At 49.3% G+C, this 20,978-nt stretch carries 15 protein-coding genes; 14 read left to right on the top strand and 1 reads right to left on the bottom strand.

The features are described 5' to 3' along the window. Window positions 1–22: 22 nt before the first annotated feature. The 11 genes from grpE (at window position 23) to P364_RS0101980 (ending at window position 9,804) form a co-directional block, all read left to right on the top strand. The gene (grpE, locus tag P364_RS0102030; protein WP_024628496.1) at window positions 23–592 is read left to right on the top strand and encodes a nucleotide exchange factor GrpE; all 570 of its coding nucleotides are present in this window, start codon (window positions 23–25) and stop codon (window positions 590–592) included. 156 nt (window positions 593–748) lie between these two features. Next, window positions 749–2,593, top strand: coding sequence for a molecular chaperone DnaK (dnaK, locus tag P364_RS0102025; protein WP_024628495.1), 1,845 nt, complete (start codon window positions 749–751; stop codon window positions 2,591–2,593). A gap of 129 nt (window positions 2,594–2,722) precedes the next feature. Next, on the top strand, window positions 2,723–3,844 hold the full coding sequence (gene dnaJ / locus P364_RS0102020) for a molecular chaperone DnaJ (RefSeq protein ID WP_024628494.1): 1,122 nt from the start codon (window positions 2,723–2,725) through the stop codon (window positions 3,842–3,844). A 149-nt stretch (window positions 3,845–3,993) separates the two neighbouring features. Continuing rightward, window positions 3,994–4,362, top strand: a complete 369-nt coding sequence (locus P364_RS0102015; RefSeq protein ID WP_024628493.1) for a hypothetical protein — start codon at window positions 3,994–3,996, stop codon at window positions 4,360–4,362. A 269-nt stretch (window positions 4,363–4,631) separates the two neighbouring features. After that, on the top strand, window positions 4,632–4,811 hold the full coding sequence (locus tag P364_RS0102010) for a YfhD family protein (RefSeq protein WP_024628492.1): 180 nt from the start codon (window positions 4,632–4,634) through the stop codon (window positions 4,809–4,811). Then, on the top strand, window positions 4,804–5,196 hold the full coding sequence (locus P364_RS0102005; RefSeq protein WP_024628491.1) for a hypothetical protein: 393 nt from the start codon (window positions 4,804–4,806) through the stop codon (window positions 5,194–5,196). Before P364_RS0102010 ends, P364_RS0102005 begins: the two co-directional genes overlap by 8 nt. Before the next feature lie 163 nt (window positions 5,197–5,359). Continuing rightward, window positions 5,360–6,325, top strand: coding sequence for a 50S ribosomal protein L11 methyltransferase (gene prmA, locus P364_RS0102000; RefSeq protein WP_024628490.1), 966 nt, complete (start codon window positions 5,360–5,362; stop codon window positions 6,323–6,325). A gap of 3 nt (window positions 6,326–6,328) precedes the next feature. Beyond that, on the top strand, window positions 6,329–7,006 hold the full coding sequence (locus tag P364_RS0101995) for a site-2 protease family protein (protein ID WP_024628489.1): 678 nt from the start codon (window positions 6,329–6,331) through the stop codon (window positions 7,004–7,006). Between the two features lie 138 nt (window positions 7,007–7,144). Further along, window positions 7,145–7,909 (top strand): 16S rRNA (uracil(1498)-N(3))-methyltransferase, encoded by a 765-nt coding sequence (locus P364_RS0101990; RefSeq protein WP_024628488.1) that lies wholly within the window; start codon window positions 7,145–7,147, stop codon window positions 7,907–7,909. A gap of 2 nt (window positions 7,910–7,911) precedes the next feature. Continuing rightward, window positions 7,912–9,258 carry a tRNA (N(6)-L-threonylcarbamoyladenosine(37)-C(2))-methylthiotransferase MtaB gene (gene mtaB, locus P364_RS0101985; protein WP_024628487.1) on the top strand — a complete coding sequence of 449 codons (1,347 nt, stop codon included), beginning with the start codon at window positions 7,912–7,914 and terminating at the stop codon, window positions 9,256–9,258. Between the two features lie 111 nt (window positions 9,259–9,369). Continuing rightward, window positions 9,370–9,804, top strand: coding sequence for an NUDIX hydrolase (locus P364_RS0101980; protein WP_024628486.1), 435 nt, complete (start codon window positions 9,370–9,372; stop codon window positions 9,802–9,804). Window positions 9,805–9,860: 56 nt separating this feature from the next. On the opposite strand, the gene P364_RS0101975 is transcribed toward P364_RS0101980, so the two are convergent. Next, entirely contained in the window at window positions 9,861–10,862 is a 1,002-nt protein-coding gene (locus P364_RS0101975; RefSeq protein WP_024628485.1) for a Na/Pi cotransporter family protein, read from the bottom strand. Between the two features lie 692 nt (window positions 10,863–11,554). On the opposite strand from P364_RS0101975, the gene P364_RS0101965 reads away from it, so the two are divergent. The 3 genes from P364_RS0101965 to addA all read left to right on the top strand — a co-directional run bounded on the left by P364_RS0101965 (window position 11,555) and on the right by addA (window position 20,950). Further along, window positions 11,555–12,931, top strand: coding sequence for a class I SAM-dependent rRNA methyltransferase (locus tag P364_RS0101965; RefSeq protein WP_024628483.1), 1,377 nt, complete (start codon window positions 11,555–11,557; stop codon window positions 12,929–12,931). A 193-nt stretch (window positions 12,932–13,124) separates the two neighbouring features. Continuing rightward, the gene (addB, locus tag P364_RS0101960) at window positions 13,125–16,631 is read left to right on the top strand and encodes a helicase-exonuclease AddAB subunit AddB (RefSeq protein WP_024628482.1); all 3,507 of its coding nucleotides are present in this window, start codon (window positions 13,125–13,127) and stop codon (window positions 16,629–16,631) included. Continuing rightward, a complete protein-coding gene (gene addA / locus P364_RS0101955) occupies window positions 16,628–20,950 on the top strand; it encodes a helicase-exonuclease AddAB subunit AddA (protein WP_024628481.1) in 4,323 nt (1,440 codons plus the stop codon). The genes addB and addA overlap by 4 nt, the downstream gene beginning before the upstream one ends. Window positions 20,951–20,978: the final 28 nt, after the last annotated feature.

Below are 20,978 nucleotides of genomic sequence, written 5' to 3'. Positions count from 1 at the left end.
TTCTTATAAGGAGGTGAACATCTTGAAAGAGGAGCAATCATTCGCAGCAGAAGAACAGGAAGCAACTACAGCAGCGGAGCAGGAGCCTGTCAACGAAGCCGGAGCTGCAGAAGCACAGGCGGAAGAGATGACAGATCAGGAGCAAGATGAGATCGCACGTTTGAAGGCGGAAGCTGAGGAACATCAACAACGTTTTGTTCGTGCGCAAGCTGATTTTGATAACTTCCGTCGTCGTACTCAAAAGGAAAAAGAAGAACTGGCGAAATACGCTTCGATGAAGCTGGTCACCGAACTGGTGCCGGTCATTGATAACTTCGAGCGTGCCATGGCTACTGTACCGGAAGGTACTGAAGTCGAGTCCTTCTCCAAAGGCATCGAAATGATCTTCCGTCAGCTGGAGACAGTACTGAACAATGAAGGTCTGACGTCAATGGATACGGTAGGACAACCGTTTAATCCCGAATTCCACCAAGCGATCATGTCAGTGGAGAGCGACGAGTATGAAGAAGGTACCGTTGTTGAGGAAGTCCAAAAAGGCTATATGCTGAAGGATAAAGTACTTCGTCCGGCTATGGTTAAAGTTAGCTCATAATTTCTGTTACAGAATGAATTGAGTTCACTCTTGATTGTACGATGCCACCGAAGTTTAATATAAAGGTTAGTACACACATAGAGCACGATTAGGAACAACAAATACAAATAAGGATCAATCTGATCCATTTAAATTGTCGAGGGAGGAAATTTTCCGATGAGCAAAGTAATCGGTATTGACTTAGGAACAACAAACTCATGCGTAGCGGTTATGGAAGGCGGCGAGGCTGTCGTTATTCCAAATCCGGAAGGCGCACGTACAACCCCATCCGTAGTAGGTTTCAAAAAAGATGGAGAACGCGTTGTCGGTGAAACGGCTAAACGTCAAGCAATCACGAATCCTGATCGTACAATCATCTCGATCAAACGTCATATGGGTACATCCCACAAAGAAACAATCGATAGCAAAGATTACTCTCCACAAGAGATCTCTGCAATCATCCTGCAAAAACTGAAATCCGATGCTGAAGCATATCTGGGTCAAACGGTAACTCAAGCAGTTATTACGGTACCAGCTTACTTCAATGACAGCCAGCGTCAAGCAACCAAAGATGCAGGTAAAATCGCAGGTCTGGAAGTTCTGCGTATCGTCAACGAGCCAACAGCAGCAGCTTTGGCATACGGTATGGAGAAATCCGAAGACCAAACGATTCTCGTATATGACTTGGGTGGCGGTACGTTCGACGTATCCATCCTTGAACTGGGTGACGGCTTCTTCGAAGTTAAAGCGACCAGCGGTGATAACCAACTGGGTGGCGATGACTTTGACCAAGTAATCATTGATTATCTCGTAAGTGAATTCAAAAAAGATCAAGGCATTGACTTGAGCAAAGATAAAGCAGCGGTTCAACGTTTGAAAGATGCAGCGGAAAAAGCGAAAAAAGAACTTTCCGGCGTATTGACTACAACGATTTCCCTGCCGTTCATCACGGTGGATGATGGGGTTCCTCAACATTTGGAGTTGAACCTGAGCCGTGCGAAATTCGAAGAAATCTCTGCTGGTCTGGTTGAGCGTACGCTTGAACCAACTCGTCGTGCACTGAGCGATGCTGGAATGACAGCTAATGATATCGACAAAATCGTATTGGTTGGTGGTTCCACACGTATTCCTGCAGTACAGGAAGCAATCAAAAAACTGACAGGTAAAGAGCCTCACAAAGGTGTTAACCCGGATGAAGTTGTAGCTTTGGGTGCTGCTGTACAAGCGGGCGTACTGACAGGTGACGTGAAAGACGTTGTATTGCTTGACGTAACTCCATTGTCCCTGGGTATTGAAACTGCGGGTGGCGTATTCACTAAAATGATCGAGCGTAACACGACGATTCCTACAAGCAAATCCCAGGTATTCTCCACTTATGCAGACAACCAACCGAGCGTTGAGATTCACGTTCTGCAAGGTGAGCGCGAAATGGCAGCGGGTAACAAATCCCTCGGTCGCTTCATGCTGGGAGACATTCCACCAGCTCCACGTGGCGTTCCACAAATCGAAGTTAGCTTCGATATTGATGCCAATGGTATCGTTAACGTGTCTGCAACAGACAAAGGTACAAACAAAACTCAAAAAATCACCATCACTTCTTCCAGCGGTCTGAGCGATGCTGAAGTTGAACAAATGATGAAAGATGCTGAGTTGCATGCAGAAGAAGACAAAAAACGCAAAGAACTCGTTGAAGCGAAAAACAGCGCAGATCAACTGATCTACTCTGTTGACAAAACGATCAAAGATCTTGGCGAAAAAGCAGATGCTGGTGAAGTTGAAAAAGCGAATGCTGCAAAAGAAAAACTGCAAGGCGTTCTGGCTTCCGACAATCTGGAAGACATCAAAGCTGCTACAGAAGAACTGACAGAGATCGTTCAACAACTGTCCGTAAAACTGTATGAGCAAGCACAAGCTCAAGAGCAAGCAGCTCAAGGCGCTGAAGAGCAACAAGGTTCTGCAAAACGTGACAACGTCGTAGACGCTGATTACGAAGTTGTGGATGAAGATAAAAAACAAAACTAATTCACGTTTTTTGGTGAATTAATCATCGGTGACGTTCGGATCGAGGGGAAAGTCATAGCCGGGGCTCCCGTGCTTTGGCTTTCCTTTTGTCACGATGTGCGATATGGTGAATGATATGGGGGTGGAAGAGTGGCTGAAAAACGTGATTATTATGAGGTACTCGGCGTCAGCAAAAATGCCAGCGACGAGGATATCAAAAAGGCATACCGCAAGCTTGCCCGTCAGTATCACCCTGACGTAAACAAGGCTGCTGACGCGGAAGCCAAATTTAAGGAAGTTAAAGAAGCTTATGATGTAGTCAGTGACGGCCAGAAGCGGGCACAATATGACCAATACGGTCATATTGATCCGAATCAGGGCGGCTTCGGCGGCGGTGGCGATTTTGGCGGCGGCGGCTTTGGCGACATCTTCGATATGTTCTTTGGCGGCGGTGGTGGACGACGTGATCCGAATGCTCCGCAACGGGGGAACGATCTACAATACACCATGACGATTGAATTCAAGGAAGCGGTATTCGGTAAGGAAACCGACATTACCATTCCGCGCACCGAAGGCTGTGATACTTGTCATGGTTCAGGTGCCAAACCGGGAACCAAACCGGAAACCTGTTCCGTCTGCCAAGGTAGCGGTCAACAGGAAGTGGTTCAAAATACACCGTTTGGTCGAATGGTCAACCGTCGTGCTTGTTCGAACTGTAACGGTTCCGGACAAATTATCAAGGAAAAATGTACAACGTGCAGCGGCAGTGGTAAAGTACGCAAACAACGCAAAATTCATGTCCGCATTCCAGCGGGTGTAGATGACGGCGCTCAATTGCGTATGACTGGTGAAGGAGAAGGGGGTCTGCGCGGAGGACCAGCAGGAGATCTGTATATTGTCATCCGTGTGAAATCACATGACTTCTTCGAGCGTGAAGGCGATGATATCTATTGCGAAATTCCACTCACCTTTGCTCAGGCAGCATTGGGTGATGAGATTGAAATTCCAACGCTGTCCGAGAAAGTGAAGCTGAAAGTACCTGCAGGTACGCAAACGGGAACGTATTTCCGTCTCAAAGGCAAAGGCGTACCACGCCTGCGCGGCATGGGACAAGGGGATCAGCATGTGAAAGTCGTTGTAGTTACGCCTAGCAAGCTGAATGACGAGCAGAAAGATCTGCTACGCCAAATCGCTGCGCTGGATGGAGAACAAACTCATGAGCATGAGCAATCCTTCTTTGACCGGGTGAAACGGGCCTTCCGTGGAGACTGAGTCTTAATCATTAATATAAAAGGACACCGCAGCGGTTTTTTCCGCAGGGTGTCCTTTTTTGCATAATATGGTCACGGTTGCGGAAAGATACCAGACATGAGCATTCAGTGGTTTGCTGTGTGCCGAATCTAGGGAAGCAGGTGAACCAGATGACCGAGAAAAATATTTTGGCTTATTTCCATAGCCCGGAGCAGGCGGAAGGGGCGGCCAAAAAACTGGAGGCATTACGAGTGGAAGACCTGTCCATCAATCGATTCAGTCGTTATGCGGGTGTCGGACCAAGCGGAGCATCCTATACGCCAGGTGTATCAGGCAGTTTTTCTTCCTGGGTACCAGGTGCTTTAGGCACGAATGCCAGCGCGGGAATCATGGCTGCAGCAGATCCTTCTGCGAGTGGTATGAGCGATGGCGGACAAGAGGGTCCGACAGGCAGAAATGTATTGCTGACCGTCGTCGTTGACGAGGCCGTACATCACCGCGCCCTATCCATTATCGAACAAGCCGGCGGTATGATCTAGTTTCACCAAATCTATATAAGATGGACAATGAATTACACTTTAACGGAGGGTGTAGAACCAATCTGAAGAAGCGAAGCGTTCGCCTGAAAGCTTTCGTAAGAAAGCTACTTCGGAAGCATATGCTATCACCGGATTTCTCCCTTTAAGAAGGGAGATGAAGAAATCTGGGGATAACAGCGATCGGAGGATGGTACTACAATCGGAGTGGTACAGTGTAACAAGTATTAGTTCATTTTATATAGAACCTAATTTGAAGGAGGAGCATAACGATGGCAGAACATGAACGTCCAGGCAAGATTTTGACGAAAACGGAAAAGATGAAGCGAATGCAGTCCGCCAAAAATGAGGATGTAGAATTCAGTGCCGAAGCTGCGGATCATGAAGATATAGAGGCTTTGCGCCGCAGTGAAGCAGCCGATCGTCGTCAGGGTCGGGAGATTCATGACTGAAGATCGCTCTGTAGTAATTATCGAAGCGGTATTTATGAGCTGGTCCGAGGCTGAATCTGCACGCAGAGCGCTGGAATTGCTGCACCCGAACCAACTGAGTATCGAGAGTCTGAATGGCTCGTCGTCTTCAATGGATTCAGGAGCGTCTGAGGGTACGGATAACTCGACCATGGCTGTGATTGGGGGATTCAGTGGTGAGCTGAATGTACTTTCGCTCATTAGCGATGAGACCGAGGTGTTGTCGGGTGGACAGGTGTATGACGATACGGAAGCTGGCTCTGAAGGCAGGTCCAAGCAAGAAATCTTGCTGACCGTATCCGTATCCAGTGACTCTCTCCCCCAAGCTGCAGAGATGATTACGCAGAACGGTGGACGCTTTTATTAACAAGTTAATCAAGTCATGTCAGAATTAAAACAGGGTATTCGAGCAGTGAAGGCTGCGGGTATCCTGTTTTTGTTGTTTCTTTTACTGCCGCGGTTTTGTACTCCTGCTCGCTTGTGTAGTACAATGGTGGGGATGTTTGAAAAATGAGGAGGAAAAAAGAAGTATGTTATGGCATGAACTAACTATACATACCACAGAAGAAGCTGTGGAGATGATTTCGAATTTTTTACATGAAGCGGGTGCTGGAGGGGTCTCGATTGAAGAGTCCGGTACTTTAAATAAAAAACGGGATACGACGTATGGCGAGTTGTACGAGTTTCCTTTGAATGATATTCCTGAAGGCTTTGCCGTCATTAAAGGATATTTCTCCGAAGGTACGGATATGGAGGCATTGCAACTGGAAGTAAGTCCACGAATTGAACAGCTTTCCGAATTCGATATCCAAACGGGTGAGGTACGTTTTGAGACTCGAACAGTGGATGAAAATGACTGGGCGAATGCCTGGAAACAATACTTCAAACCGGTGCGTGTCTCGGAACGTCTAACCATTAAACCGACATGGGAAGAGTATACACCGGAAAGCCCGAATGAGAAAATAATTGAGCTTGATCCAGGCATGGCGTTTGGTACGGGAACACATCCAACCACTTCGCTATGTCTGCGCACACTGGAATCGGTCATTCAGGGTGGTGAGGAAGTCATTGACGTAGGCACAGGCTCTGGCATTTTGGCCATCGGAGCGATCCACCTTGGTGCAAAACATGTATTGGCGCTGGACCTCGATCCTGTTGCCGTAATCAGTGCCAAGGAAAATGTGGAACTGAATGGGCTGGAACAACAAATTACCGTTAAAGAAAGTGATCTACTGTCGGTTCTGGGTAGTCAGGACCCTGCTCTGGGCGTGAAGCTTCCGGTGAAAGTTATCGTTGCCAATATTTTGGCCGAGGTTATTATGATGTTTGTGGATGATGTCTACCATGCACTTGAGTCAGGCGGCGTTTATATTACTTCAGGCATCTGGAAAAATAAAGAACAGATTGTCCATGATGCGCTCGTTGCTTCCGGCTTCGAAATCAGTTCGGTGCACCGCGATGAGGACTGGATCGCGTTTGTAGCCAGAAAGAGGTAACCGATGGATTTGAACTCGTTCTTTCGTTATCCGCTGGATCAACTGCCGTTTTTCCTGCTGACCATCCTGATTGCTTTTACGGTGCATGAATTCTCTCATGCGTATTTTGCCAACAAATTTGGTGATCCGACGGCCAAGCTTCTAGGTCGGGTTACACTGAATCCGGTCGTACACTTTGACTTGTTCGGTGTACTGCTGCTCGTTATTGCCGGTTTCGGCTGGGCCCGTCCGGTTCCGGTCAATCGGGCCAATTTTGACAAACCTAGACTAATGGGCGTCATAGTATCCGTTGCTGGGCCTGTAAGCAATTTGCTGCTGGCGATCATCGGTACAATCATCTATGCTTCGTTGGTTGGTTCGGGAGCACTGGGTAGCATTGAAAATGAGCGTTTGCTTACAGCAATTTCCATGTTTTTCTCCATATTTAACCTAACGAACTTTTTCCTGTTTCTCTTTAACCTGATTCCGTTGCCTCCATTGGACGGATATCGAATTCTGGAGGATATTCTGCCGCCTTCCATCAGCCGGAAGCTGCAAGGGGTAGAGCAATGGTCCATATTTATTTTCCTTTTGATCCTTGTCATTCCTCCATTGCAAAATGCGACGATTCAACCTTTATATCAATTTGCTCAGAATATGTATGTAGATCTGGCGAGGTTAATCATCGGTTTATATCGTTAGAAACGTATAGTGTATAGGACTGAAATACTGGTCAGAAGCACATAAAAGTTGTATGATCATCTGTGGCGATTGGATTCACGCCTGCCTTTAGGCGGGGTGAATTCCAGTCATAACAGGATAGAATGGGTGGACAGACTTATGCAGCGTTATTTTGTATCTGCAGAACAGTTTAATGAACATTCCGTGGTCATCACGGGTGATGATGCGCGCCATATCGGCAAAGTGATGCGTGGTAAACCTGGAGACAAACTGATTGTCAGTGACGGAAACTCCAAAGAAGCTTTGGTGGAGATTGAAAGCATCGAGGCCCAGCAAGTAACAGCGAATATTGTGGAACCGCTCGAAATGGACCATGAAGCACGTATACGTGTAACCGTGGCTCAAAGCTTGCCCAAAGGCGATAAGATGGAGACGGTCATTCAAAGATGTACAGAGATCGGAGCAGTTTCCTTTGTTCCTTTCCTGTCTGAGCGTACGATTGTGCAATATGATGCCAAGAAAGAAGGCAAACGGTTGGAGCGGTGGCGGAAAATCGCCAAGGAAGCCGCTGAACAAAGCCATCGGAACCGCATTCCATCCGTCGAGCAGCCACTTTCCTGGAAAGGGCTGCTATCTTCTTTTGAGGGCTACAGTCTGGTATGTTATTGTTATGAAAAGGAAAACGGCAAGCAGTTAAGAGACGCATTGAAGCCGTTTGTAGAGCAGCTTGCACCTGGTGCGAGCGCTGAAGTGTTGATCGTTGTTGGACCTGAGGGCGGATTTTCCGAGAAAGAAACGATGGAAGCCGATCAGGCGGGTGCTGTATCCGTTGGACTGGGCAAACGCATCTTGCGGGCCGAGACGGCCGGAATGGCGGCGCTAACTTGTGTCTTATATGAATCCGGAGAAATGGGGGGAATGTAATTATGCCATCCGTGGCGTTTTACACCTTAGGCTGCAAAGTTAATTTTTACGATACAGAGGCGATTTGGCAATTGTTCAAAAACGAAGGATACGATCAGGTAGACTTTGACGAACAGACAGCGGATGTATACTTGATTAATACTTGTACAGTAACCAATACCGGCGACAAAAAGAGCCGCCAGATTATCCGTCGTGCCATTCGGCGCAACCCGGATGCGATTGTAGCCGTTACAGGCTGTTATGCGCAAACTTCTCCGGCAGAAATTCTGGACATCCCTGGGGTGGATCTTGTCATCGGTACACAGGATCGGGACAAAATCTTGCCATATGTCAAAGAAATTCAGGAATCACGTCAGCCTGTCAACGCGGTCCGTAACATTATGAAAACGCGGGTATTTGAAGAGATGGATGTACCGGATTTTGCTGATCGTACCCGTGCTTTCCTGAAAATTCAGGATGGCTGCAATAACTTCTGTACATTCTGCATTATTCCGTGGTCGCGTGGACTGTCCCGTAGCCGGGAAGCAAACAGCATTATCCAACAGGCTCATCAGCTCGTGCACGCCGGATACAAGGAAATTGTCCTGACAGGCATTCATACCGGTGGATACGGCGATGACATGGAGAACTATGATCTGACGGATTTGTTATGGGACTTGGATAAAGTAGAAGGCCTGGAGCGTATTCGGATCAGCTCGATTGAAGCGAGCCAGATTGACGATCGGATGTTGGATGTGATCAAACGTTCAGACAAACTTGTACGTCACTTCCACATTCCGCTGCAAGCGGGCGATGATACTGTACTGAAACGCATGCGCCGTAAATATACGACCGAAGAGTTTTACAATAAAATGCTTCGTATTCGGGAAGCGATGCCGGATGTAGCGATTACAACTGACGTTATTGTTGGGTTCCCGGGTGAAACGGATGAGATGTTCCGTAACGGCTATAACCTGATGAAGAAAATCGGTTTTTCCGAAATGCACGTATTTCCATATTCCAAGCGAACTGGAACGCCAGCAGCACGTATGGAGGATCAGGTGGATGAGGAAGTCAAAAACGCACGTGTGCATGAACTGATTGATCTGTCTGAGCAAATGCAACTGGCATACGCCAAGCAGTTTGTGGGGCAGGTACTGGATGTCATTCCTGAAGGTGAAGCCAAGGGCCGTGAGGGCAGTGGTAAACTGCATGGCTACAGTGACAACTACATTCAGCTGGTCTTTGATGGTTCCATGGATATGGTTGGCAAAGTGTGCCGTGTCAAAGTGACCGAGGCGGGTGTGAATGAAAGCCAGGCTACGCTGGTTCGTGTGTTGGAGGAAAATCTCAAGTCCGCAGCGATGTAATCGAGGCGTCAGAAACAAGGATTTCATTTCCTTGGGGAGCGTACCCGTGGAGATGAGGTCCTTCTTTTTCCAAAAAAAGATGAAGACAATTCCGTAATGGGGGAGAGCAACATGAACAGAAAAGAAATTTCGGCAGGCGGAGTCGTCTACCGCACGGGAGAAGACGGAAAGCTTCAAATTCAACTGATTGTAGATCGCTATGGCAAAACAACTCTCGCCAAGGGCAAGATGGAAGACGGAGAAACGGTGGAACAGACCGCGCTTCGTGAGATTCTGGAAGAGACGGGCATGGTCGGCCGCATTATAGAACCCGTCGATATCATCGCCTATACGTATCAGCATGCTGAGTTTGGTCCAGTGGACAAGGAAGTTCATTATTATCTCGTTGAAGCGGAAAGCGGCGATCTGCAGCCTCAGATTGAAGAAATCAAAGGTGTGGATTGGTACACTCCGGAAGAAGCTTGGTCCAGACAGCAGCATAGTGGATATGATAATAACGATGACATTTTACGTGTGGCGCTGAACAAATTAGGCATTACCGTATAGCGGTTTTCTTTTGAGTGATGATGTATCGCTGCTGATTGTCGAGAGAGTTCTAAACATCAGGCCACGGGTGACTTCGCCACTGGGGTGGAGACCGGTGGTTTTTTGTGCCAAATCGGCAAGTAACAGAACGGCAAGGCAAGCAGTGAACTGGTGACGTTAAAAAGGGTCTGGGCATGCGCAATCTGTGCCCCGTTATCCGCTGACAGCCAGGCCGAAGCTGCATGCAGCTGGCCGATCAGCGGCATAAACAGCAGCGCCCCCGCTATGTTTAATACAACATGGGAGGCTGCGACAAATTTGCCTGCGGATGCTCCGCCAGCGGCAGCAATCACGGCGGTGATACAGGTCCCCACGTTCGACCCGATCACAATGGCAATGCCGATCTCCACAGGCAGTACTCCTGTGGCTGCAAGCGTAATGGCCATGCTGATAACGGCTGCGCTGCTATGAATGAGCGCCGTCAGACAGGCACCTGCCAGAAAGCCCCACCACAAGCTGTCGGCTGAGCGGTCCAGGAACCACTGGAATACGCCCATACTCCGCAGCGGTACGGCAATGGATTGCATCACTTGAATGCCTGTCATGACGAGGGCAAATCCGGCGGACGCAAGAAAGCTGTATTGCATGGTAAACAGCGTCCGGCGTGTGCGCTCAGGAGCCAACTGATTTCGTTCACCAAGCACAACAAAGACGGCCCAGCCCGTCAGGGACAGGGCAAGCAGAGGCAGGGAGACTCGTCCGATCTGCAGTCCGACCAGCTCGGTGGTCAGGCACGTCCCGATGTTCGTGCCAAGAATAATGCCAAGTGTGCGTCCATAGGTAATCAATCTGGCGTTTGCCAGTCCAATGGTTAGCACCGTGACAGCCGTACTGCTTTGCAGCAGGGCCGTAGCGCCTGCACTGAAAGCCATGCCTTTCCAGGGTGCAGAGGTGGCCCGGCCCAGCAAACCAGCCAGCATTGGCCCGGCCATCCGTTGCAAGGCTGTTTCCATCAGCTTCATCCCACCAAAAAAGATAAGAAGCCCATATAATAGGGGCAGCACAACATCTCTGAACATGAGTTAACATCATTCCTTCCGTGCATGTCCTTATCTCATCCTATGAGAAAGCAAGGACAACCATGACAGGCTAACGGAATTCTGGAGACAATAGCATTTGAAAGACCGATAAGTTATCTTAAGGGTCGCCCAAATTACCCCCCCTATTCGAAAGATACGGAGATTTTGCAACGGAGCGGAGGGGATGGAATTGGAGCTGTAGAAGCGAAGCGTTCGCTGTAATAGGGGTTGAATTAAAGATTCACACGATAACGAAGAGGACAGAAAAAACCTGAAGAAGCGAAGCGCTCGCCTTTATCCCCGGATTTTCCCTTTGGAGAAAAGGAGTCAAAAAAATCTGGGGATAACAGCGATCGGAAGGTTGTTCTGTCATCGTAGTGGTAAGTGTGAAATTTGAGATTCATCTGTACAATGCAACAGCGATCGAAAGTCTCCGAACCATCCCCGAAGCGATCACCGAAATTACCGTGCTCCTATTCGAAAGATACGGAGATTCTGCAATGGAGCGGAGGAGATGGAATTGGAACTGAAGAAGAGAAGCGTTCGCCTTTGTCTCCGGATTTTCCCTTTTGAGAAAGGGAATCAGAAAAATCTGGAGACAACAGCGATCGAAAGTCCAATCCATCCCCGAAGCGGTCTCCTTTGCACCAAGTCTATCTTTTGAACAATAAATTAAAGGAAGTGGATCTATCTTGCCATCAGTTACACTGGAACGCAGTCGCAAAAAGCGGCTTGAACATGCACATCCATGGATATATAACAATGAAATCGCCTCTGTTGAAGGAAACCCCGAGCCGGGAGATCTGGTCAATGTTTTGAATCATCAAGGCCGCTATCTCGCGACAGGATACTATAATCCTTCATCTCAAATCACAGTTAGAGTCGTGGCCTATCAACCTCTGGAGTTTGAACAAATGGATACCGCGTTTTTTGCAGCGCGTTTCCGCGATTGCTTGCGCCACCGGGAGCGTTTTATCCAGGATGGTGAGGCATACCGTCTCGTTTATGGCGAAGCTGATTTTCTGCCAGGACTAATCGTTGACCGTTTTGGTAGCATCCTTGTTGTTCAATTGCTCACACTCGGCATGGACCGTTGCCGCGAAGCGATTGTACAAGCTCTAATTGAAGTGATGCAGCCGGAAGGCATCTATGAACGCAGTGATGTGTCTATTCGGGAGCTGGAAGGCTTGGAGCAGACGAAAGGGCCACTGTATGGGGATTGCCCGCGTCATGTCACGGTAACGGAAAACGGCTTGCTCATTAAGGTAGATATCGTGGAGGGTCAGAAAACAGGGTATTTCTTCGACCAGCGCGAGAATCGTGCAGCCATTGAACCGCTTATGAAGGGCTGGGGTTACAAGAGTGGCATTACGCTCCAACAGACCGAGCAGGATGGTACGCAGCAGTTACTTCCTGTCAATAAAAGCGGCAAGGTTGTGACGTTCCCTTATTGGGACGGAGCCACTGTGCTGGAATGTTTCTCTCACACAGGCAGCTTCACATTGAACGCCTGCAAATATGGAGCTAAAAAAGTAACATGCCTTGATATCTCAGAGCATGCAATTGAAAGTGCACGAACCAACGTAGAGCTGAACGGTTTCACTGACCGGGTCGAATTTGTCGTTGCGGATGCATTCCAATACTTGCGTGAGCAGGTCAAAGGACTCGATGATCGTAATGTACGTGCTCGTGCTGGTGAACGGAAAGTGGATACTTCCAAAGCGCTTGCAGCCGGTGGTAAAACTTTTGATGTGGTCATCCTGGATCCGCCAGCGTTTGCCAAAACGAAATCAGCAGTCAAAGGCGCATGCCGTGGATATAAGGACATCAATCTGCAAGGAATGAAGCTGGTGAATGAGGGCGGGTATCTGGTAACGGCAAGCTGTTCTTACCATATGCGTCCGGATCTCTTTCTGGAAACAATCGCAGATGCAGCCGAAGACGCAGGCAAAGTGCTGCGTCTGATCGACTGGAAAGCAGCTGGTAAGGATCATCCCCAAATTTTGGGTGTAGACGAAGGTCACTATCTGAAATTTGCCATCTTCGAAGTACGCAGCAAAAAGAATTAATTGAGCGATTTCAATCTAAATCGGACATACATTTAAGCAAAAGCCCACAGTTTGGATAAGCTGCGGGCTTTTTGCTATGCTGCACAGATGATCTCCGGAATTGCCGGATAGTGGCAAACGTATGTTCCGAACCAAGTCAAATATGTTATACTGGGAATTAAAATCTTGTTCGTGATGATTTGGAGGATTAAACATGTCCGTACGCTTTGTTATTGGCCGGGCAGGCAGCGGTAAGAGCGCGCTGATTACCCGGGAAATCACATCCCTGCTTCAAAAGGAACCACAAGGTAAACCGCTGATTCTGCTGGTTCCGGAACAGAGTTCGTTTCGAACCGAGCAGTCACTGGTGTCTTCAGGGGCTATTAAAGGTACCATGCGTGCTGAAGTGCTTGGTTTTCGCCGATTGGCCTACCGGGTAATGCAGGAGACAGGTGGTTCTGCACGTATTCCCATTGGCGCTGAAGGGAAAAAAATGCTGCTCTATAAAGTGCTCCAGCGCCGTAAAGAAGAATTGAAGCTGTTTGGAGCATCGGGCAGCCAGCTGGGATTTATAGGAGAACTGAATGACTTATACAGTGAGTTTAAACGTTATGAACTTGACCCCACTTCGCTTGAAGAAGGGCTTTCCGCATGGAATACTTCCTCCTCTTCTGCACCGATTTTGGGAGACAAGCTGCATGACTTGCTTCTTATATATCGTGACTATGAAAAGGAATTGACTGAACTATATATCGATGATGAAGACACGTTGACTGAACTGACAGAGCGGTTGACGGAAAGCGCGTTACTGCAAGATGCACAGATCTGGATTGATGGATTTCAAGGATTTACCCCGCAGGAAATGAGTGTTATTGGAAGATTAATGCTGCAAGCTTCTTCCGTCACAATTGCATTGACGTTGGATCGTGCTTACGACCACGGTGCACTTCCAGGAGAATTGGAGCTGTTCCATCCTACAGCGAGTGCTTACACGCGCCTCAAAGGCATGGCAGAGGATTTGGGGGTCCTTAGTGAGACGACCGTGCTTCAACCGGAAATTTTGCCTAGATATGAAGGCAGTCCTGGACTGGCTCATTTGGAGGCTGGTTTTGATCGCAGGGTTCGCTGGATGAGTGAAGGTCGCGATGCAGGTATCCGACTTTACACAGCTGAGAACCGTCGGGCTGAGATGGAAGGGGCACTCCGTGAGATGCGTCGTCTGGCTCAAGATGAAGGTGCGCGTTACCGTGATATGGCAGTGCTCGTTCGTCAGCTGGATACATATGCGGACATTGCTGAGCCCCTATTTAGGGACTATGGCGTGCCTGTCTTTCTGGATCGGAGAAGAAATGAACTACATCATCCATTATCTGAATTTATTCGTTCGGCACTGGATATCGTTCGCCGCCGCTGGCGTTATGAGGATGTATTTCGCTGTGTCAAAACGGATCTGCTGCTTCCACAAGACGGATCCATCACACGTGAAGATATGGATCAGCTCGAAAATTATATACTGGCTTGCGGAATTCACGGATACCGCTGGACGGATGGAAAGCCATGGAAGTACGTACCCAGTCTTTCTCTGGAAGACAATGATCAGGATGTCCGCAGTCGGGGACGGGAGCAGATGCTGTCCTTAATGGAAAAATGTCGAACAGTGATTGTTGATCCACTGGGTGCTTTTGAGAAACGAATGAGCAAGGCAAAGACAGCCAAAGACCAATGTGCGGCGCTTTATCGATTGCTGGAGGATGCCGAGATTCCCTGGAAGCTGGATCATATGTCTGCTGAAGCCAAGGTCCAGGGTGATCCGGAACGATCGAGAGAGCATCGTCAAATGTGGGGTGCCGTCCTTGATCTGTTAGATCAGATGGTCGATATGATGGGGGCGGAACGGCTGGATATCGATCTGTTTGCCGGGCTTATGGAGACCGGGTTAACCGAACTGAAGCTGGGACTCGTTCCTCCAGCGCTCGATCAGGTGTTGGTTGGATCGATGGATCGTACACGTCTTCAGGATATCAAGTACGTATTTATTCTGGGTGCGGTAGATGGGGAGCTGCCTGCCGTGCCTCAGGATGATGGTGTATTAACCGAGCAGGAACGACTGCTCTTGACGGAGAGAGGTATGGGGCTTGGGCCAGGGGCAACAAGACAAATGCTGGACGAACGCTTTTTGATATACACCGCCCTGACAGCGGCGAGCAAGCAGTTGTGGCTCAGTCATCCCGTCGCAGATGATGAAGGCAAAACACTATTGCCCTCGGAAATTGTACGACATGTGCGGAAGATGTTCGGTCTGCATGAGCAGCCATTACTTGCCCAGCCGCCGGTCACGGATACGGAAGAGGTACACTGGTCTTACGTTGTTCATCCTGATCAGAGCCTTTCCTATCTCATCGGACAATTGCGCAGATGGCGTCGTGGAGAAGATATTCCTGAAATGTGGTGGGCGATCTATAACTGGCATGTCTCTCGGGAGACGAGCAGGCCTCAGCTGGAGCAATTGCTTGGATCGGTCTTTTATCGCAATCGGGCGTTACCTCTGCGTACCGCTACCAGCCGTAGATTATATGGCACAGAGGTAAGGACCAGTGTCTCGCGAATGGAGCGTTTTGTGGCGTGTGCGTTCTCCCATTTTGCCTCCCATGGACTGCGGCTGAAAGAGCGCCAACTGTATCGCTTACAAGCTCCCGACATTGGACAACTGTTCCATGCTGCCTTGAGTCAGCTTGCAATACGTTTGCGTGAGCAAAATCGCAGCTGGGGGAGTCTGTCTCCGGAGGAATGCCGGAATGAAGCGGAGCACACCGTGGAGCAGATTGCACCACAGCTGCAGGGAGAGATTTTGCTCAGCACAAAGCGGTATGGTTACATCTTCCGCAAGCTGAAGGACATCGTTAGCCGGGCGTCGGTTATTCTGGGTGAACAGTCCAGACGGGGAAGCTTTGAGCCGATTGGCTTGGAGCTTGATTTTGGACCAGGTAAACCCTTGCCGCCACTGCGTTTTGAATTGGAAAATGGCTGTGTGATGGAGATTGTGGGTCGTATCGACCGTGTGGATGTGGCTGAAGGAGAGAACGGCCTGCTGCTGCGAGTCATTGATTACAAATCGAGCCAGACCGATCTCAAACTGCATGAGGTGTATTATGGCCTGTCATTACAGATGCTCACGTATCTGGAGGTGCTGCTTAGTGCTGCCGAGGAATGGCTTGGAGAATCGGCGATGCCTGGAGGAACACTCTATTTTCATGTGCATAATCCGTTGCTTCAATCCGCGAACGGCATGACGTCTGAGCAGGCAGGACAAGAACTGCTGAAACGATTCAAAATGAAAGGCCTGCTCCTGGCGGACCGGGATGCGATCGCTCAAATGGACAATACCCTGGACAAAGGCTATTCAGCCATTATTCCGGTTGCGCTTAAGGCGGATGGCAGCTTTTATAGCAGTGCGGCTGTAGCTACACCGGAGCAATGGGATACTTTGCTTGCTTCAGTTCGCAGTAATATCCGTGAGATCGGTACCCGAATAACGGAAGGGGATGTGGCGATTGAGCCTTACCGTATCCAGCAGGAGGTTGCATGCACCTTCTGTCCGTATAAACCGGTCTGTCAATTTGATGAAAATATCGAAGGTAATGAATATAATCTGTTGTCCAAACCGGGCAAACAGCAAATATGGGACATGCTGTCTCAGGGCAAGGGAGGGGAAACATCATGACGAATATGCCAAAACCGGAGGGAAGCTTCTGGAGTGATGACCAATGGAGTGCCATCTCACAGAGTGGAGAAGACATTCTGGTTGCTGCTGCAGCGGGTTCCGGGAAGACGGCTGTATTGGTTGAACGGATTATTCGCAAGATCGCAGACCCTTCCCGTGGATTCAGCGTAGATCGTTTGCTGGTCGCTACATTTACCAAAGCTGCTGCTGCCGAGATGAAGCAGCGGATTCGGGAAGCGCTGGAACGCGCACTTGAAGAGCAGCCTGCGGAGGAACATCTGCGCAAACAACTGTCCCTGCTTGGGCGCGCTTCGATTACGACACTGCATTCATTCTGTATGGAAGTCATCCGTCGGTATTATCAGCAAATACCGCTAAACCCGGCTTTCCGGATTTTGAACGAAAATGAAGCTGAAATCATGCGGCAGGAATTGTTGGAGCAGTTGTTCGAAGAAAAGTATGGGGAAGAAGACGAAGGCAGTACATTCCGTGAGTTGGTGGATTGGTTCAGTGGGGAACGAAACGATGATGCGATGCATCGACTTGTGCAGCGATTGTATGATTTCTCGCGCAGTCATTCCTGGCCGGATCATTGGCTTGCGGAGATGGCATCTGCTTTTCAGGTAGAAAGTGTCGAGGCGCTTGGCCATTCTGCATGGGTTCAGAGTATTTTGCGCGATGCTGCTCTTGCCCTGAGTGGTGCGGCTGGTCTTCTGCGCCAAGGGATCAGCATATCGATGCAGCCGGAAGGCCCGAAACCTTATGCAGATACGTTAAAAGAAGATTTGGCTATGGTCGAAGAGCTTCTTTCTGCTGTTGAGGTTATGCCGTGGGAAAGATTGCCTGAAGTGTTTCAGCCGGCAGCTTTTGGCAAGTTGAAGCCTTGCAAAAAGGACCAGACGGACCCGGGGTTGCAAGAACAGGTCAAGGAGCTGCGTGAGGCTGCGAAAAAAGCCGTTACAGACCTGAAAGGGTCGTTGTTTGGAAGAAGTGCTTTTTCTTTCTGGCAGGAGCTGGAGCAGGCGGCACCACTCATGCAAGAGCTTTCCAAGCTGGTCAGTGTATTTGGAGAGCGATATCGACAAGCCAAGCAGGAGCGCGGTCAGGTCGATTTCAGTGACCTGGAGCACTACTGTCTTCACATTTTGCGTCATGAGGATTCTACGCCTGAGCTTTCCATGCCTTCGGATGCAGCAATGGAATACCGGGCACGTTTTGATGAAGTGCTGCTGGATGAATATCAGGATACCAATACGGTGCAGGAAGATATCGTCAGATTGATCTCCAGAGAAAATCCGGGGAACCGCTTTATGGTCGGTGATGTAAAGCAGAGCATTTACCGTTTTCGTCTGGCTGAACCCGGCCTATTTCTGAATAAATACCGTCAATATGCAGCGTATGCGGATGTGGATGCGGTCGGAGAGAACGGCTCATTACGAGCAGGACGACGTATTGATCTTGCGCGGAACTTCCGCAGTCGTGCAGAAGTAGTCCATTCGGTCAATATGTTATTCAAGCAGCTCATGAACGAAGGGGTTGCCGAGATTGCCTATGATGAACGAGCGCAGCTCGCTTATGGGGCTACTTTCCCGGAAGAGACGCTCGGAGATGTGGCATACACACCTGAACTCATGTTGATCGATCGTCAAGGTGGAGGACCTGATCTGACAGAAAGCACGGACGAAAATGGGGATGCTCTGCCTTCTGCTGAACTGGAGAGCGCCGAGCTGGAAACCGCTCAGCTGGAGGCTCGGGCCATGGCTCGCCGTATTCGTGAAATGGTCGGAGATACGGATAAACCAGCCCTTAACGTTTATGATAAAGCCCTCAAATCCATGCGACCTGCGCGTTACGGAGACATTGTTATTTTGCTGCGTTCTGCCCTGATGTGGGCTCCGCTCATGATCGAGGAATTCAGACAGCAGGGTATTCCTGCCGGAGGGGAGCAGAGTAAAGGGTATTTTCAAGCAACGGAAGTGGAAGTGATGTTGTCCCTGCTGCAGATTGTGGATAATCCAAGGCAGGATATTCCGCTTGCTTCCGTGCTTCGTTCGCCGATCGTCGGACTGGATGAAGAGGAATTGGCCCAGATTCGCCTTGGGGACAAGAGACAGTCTTTCTATGATGCTGTTGTATCCGCTACAGGTGCGTTCGCAAGTTCGTCGAACATCTCCAGGCAGCATGGAGAGCACGCTTCGCATCCTGATTCATCCGCAATTCAGCTGCAATGGCCGGAAGTTTGGTCAGAAATGGATCAAGGGCAGCGGGAGACGGCAGTATCCGCCGAGGCAGACGTTATGGAAGGCATACATGAATCTTCTGTACATGCAGATATAGATGAGATTATGGATGCTGGTATAGATGCAAGTATGGGTGGACGTATAAGCGATGATTCGGATAGGGAGAACAGTACCAGCACAGAGCTGCAGCAAAAGTTAATTCGTTTTATGCGTAAGCTGGAGCAGTGGCGGCTTGAAGCCAGACGGGGCAGCTTGAGCGAACTCATTTGGCGAATGTATCGGGAAACGGGTTATCTGGACTGGGTTGGTGGCCTACCTGGAGGTATGCAGCGTCAAAGTAACCTGAAGGCCCTATATGATCGCGCGCGGCAATATGAGGAGGCAACGGCCAACCGTGGATTGTTCCGCTTCCTGACCTACGTGTCCAGACTACGTGAGAACGGTGGAGATCTTGGGACTGTAGCAGGTGGTTCTGGTGAGCAGGACAATGCAGTACGCATCATGACGATTCACCGGAGTAAGGGCTTGGAATTCCCTATTGTTTTTGTTGGGGGCATATCCAAAATGTTCAATCAGCAGGATCTGAATTCGCCGTTTCTGATGCATAAGGAGCTGGGATTTGGCCCGAGGTTTGTAGATCGTGAGAATCGGGTTGCCTATCCAACCTTGGCAAATCTGGCGATTCGTCGTCGTGCCCAGTTTGAGCTGCTTGCCGAAGAGATGCGGGTGCTCTATGTGGCTTTGACCCGTCCGAAAGAGAAAATGATTTTGGTCGGTACCGTGAAAGACGTTGCTAAAAAGGCAGTCGCCTGGTCTCAGATTAAGGACAGTCCGGAACGGGTGTTGCCTGACTACCTGCTTGCAGCAGGGCGTAGCTATCTGGACTGGATCGGTCCGTCCCTGATGAGACATCCAGATGCAGCTTTGCTGCGTGGACTTGCAGGTGGCACTGATTCATTTGCTGCCTGCCTTGTGGATGATGAATCACGCTGGGGCATTTCCGTCATTTCAGCTGATCAAGTATCGCGAGAAATAGTTGTGGATCAGACGCTTGGTGAGGATGAAGGCATGACAGAAGTGCGGAAAGAGCGTATTGCTGCCCTAAAAGCAGTTCAGCCTGTGGAGCTGTTTCCCAGCCCAACAGAAATAGAGATGACCGAGGATGGACAAGATGCAGCCCTACGAGACATCGGGGATGAAGATGTATCTTCAGCAGCAGGTGCGCAAAAGGGAGTACAGCTAATTCGCGAGGTTGATAAACGACTGTCGTGGACATATCCCCATCAAGCAGCAACGCAAGTGGCTGCCAGCACATCGGTCACCGAGCTGAAAACATTGCTTGCGATGCAGGACCATCCGTCCGTTCAGATGATGGATGAAATGGAAGAACAAGTGGAGGCTTTCACGGTTTCTGAGAACCGTGGGCTGAAGGATGGAAGCTCAACCTTTAAATTGCATCTGCGTCGTCCCAAATTTATGGAGGAGAAACAACTGACCGGAGCCGAACGGGGAACCGTATATCATACGTTGATGCAGCATCTTCCTGTAAATGGCTCACTCGTTGATTCGCAAATCGTTGAGCAGACACTTTTGCGGTTAGTCGAGCTTCAGATTCTGCTCCCCCATCAGGCAGAGGTGATTGATTCTGAACAACTGGCTGGCTTCTTCTATACAGCACCTGGCACAGAATTGTTGCGTGCGGAGTGGGTGAAACGGGAGATTCCGTTTATTTATGGACTTCCGGCACATCAGTCTCCTGCCGAATGGCTTCATGAACTGTCACCGAATGCCGGCATGCAAACGCTGGAGGAAGACGGTAAGATGCAGGCATCATTAGAAAATGAAACGGTGCTGGTACAGGGGATTATCGACTGCCTGTATGAGGTGGATGGCGAACTTGTTTTACTCGATTACAAGACAGATCAGGTGTTGGAGCATCGTGGCGGATTGGGAAAACTGACGGAAAACTATCGTTTCCAGCTGGAGTTGTATGGCCGGGCCATTGAAGATATCCTGGGTCGGAAAGTCGACCGGAAGTGGCTGTACTTTTTTGATGGTGGACATGCTGTGAAGCTATAAAGTGAAATTTTCAAACGGCCGGATGAAA

It is taken from the genome of Paenibacillus sp. MAEPY2, assembly GCF_000499205.1.
In the GTDB taxonomy this organism is placed as follows: domain Bacteria; phylum Bacillota; class Bacilli; order Paenibacillales; family Paenibacillaceae; genus Paenibacillus; species Paenibacillus vandeheii.
The sequence above is the reverse complement of the archived record's forward strand: the minus strand, read 5'-3'. Positions and strand labels throughout refer to the sequence as shown.

Coding starts and splice junctions, on each gene's coding strand:
- P364_RS0101975 (WP_024628485.1), bottom strand. CDS start 10,862: ATGTTCAGAGATGTTGTGCTGCCCCTATTATATGGGCTTCTTATCTTT.
- P364_RS0101980 (WP_024628486.1), top strand. CDS start 9,370: ATGAACAGAAAAGAAATTTCGGCAGGCGGAGTCGTCTACCGCACGGGA.
- P364_RS0101995 (WP_024628489.1), top strand. CDS start 6,329: ATGGATTTGAACTCGTTCTTTCGTTATCCGCTGGATCAACTGCCGTTT.
- addA (WP_024628481.1), top strand. CDS start 16,628: ATGACGAATATGCCAAAACCGGAGGGAAGCTTCTGGAGTGATGACCAA.
- P364_RS0102015 (WP_024628493.1), top strand. CDS start 3,994: ATGACCGAGAAAAATATTTTGGCTTATTTCCATAGCCCGGAGCAGGCG.
- dnaK (WP_024628495.1), top strand. CDS start 749: ATGAGCAAAGTAATCGGTATTGACTTAGGAACAACAAACTCATGCGTA.
- P364_RS0102010 (WP_024628492.1), top strand. CDS start 4,632: ATGGCAGAACATGAACGTCCAGGCAAGATTTTGACGAAAACGGAAAAG.
- P364_RS0101990 (WP_024628488.1), top strand. CDS start 7,145: ATGCAGCGTTATTTTGTATCTGCAGAACAGTTTAATGAACATTCCGTG.
- P364_RS0102005 (WP_024628491.1), top strand. CDS start 4,804: ATGACTGAAGATCGCTCTGTAGTAATTATCGAAGCGGTATTTATGAGC.
- addB (WP_024628482.1), top strand. CDS start 13,125: ATGTCCGTACGCTTTGTTATTGGCCGGGCAGGCAGCGGTAAGAGCGCG.
- prmA (WP_024628490.1), top strand. CDS start 5,360: ATGTTATGGCATGAACTAACTATACATACCACAGAAGAAGCTGTGGAG.
- mtaB (WP_024628487.1), top strand. CDS start 7,912: ATGCCATCCGTGGCGTTTTACACCTTAGGCTGCAAAGTTAATTTTTAC.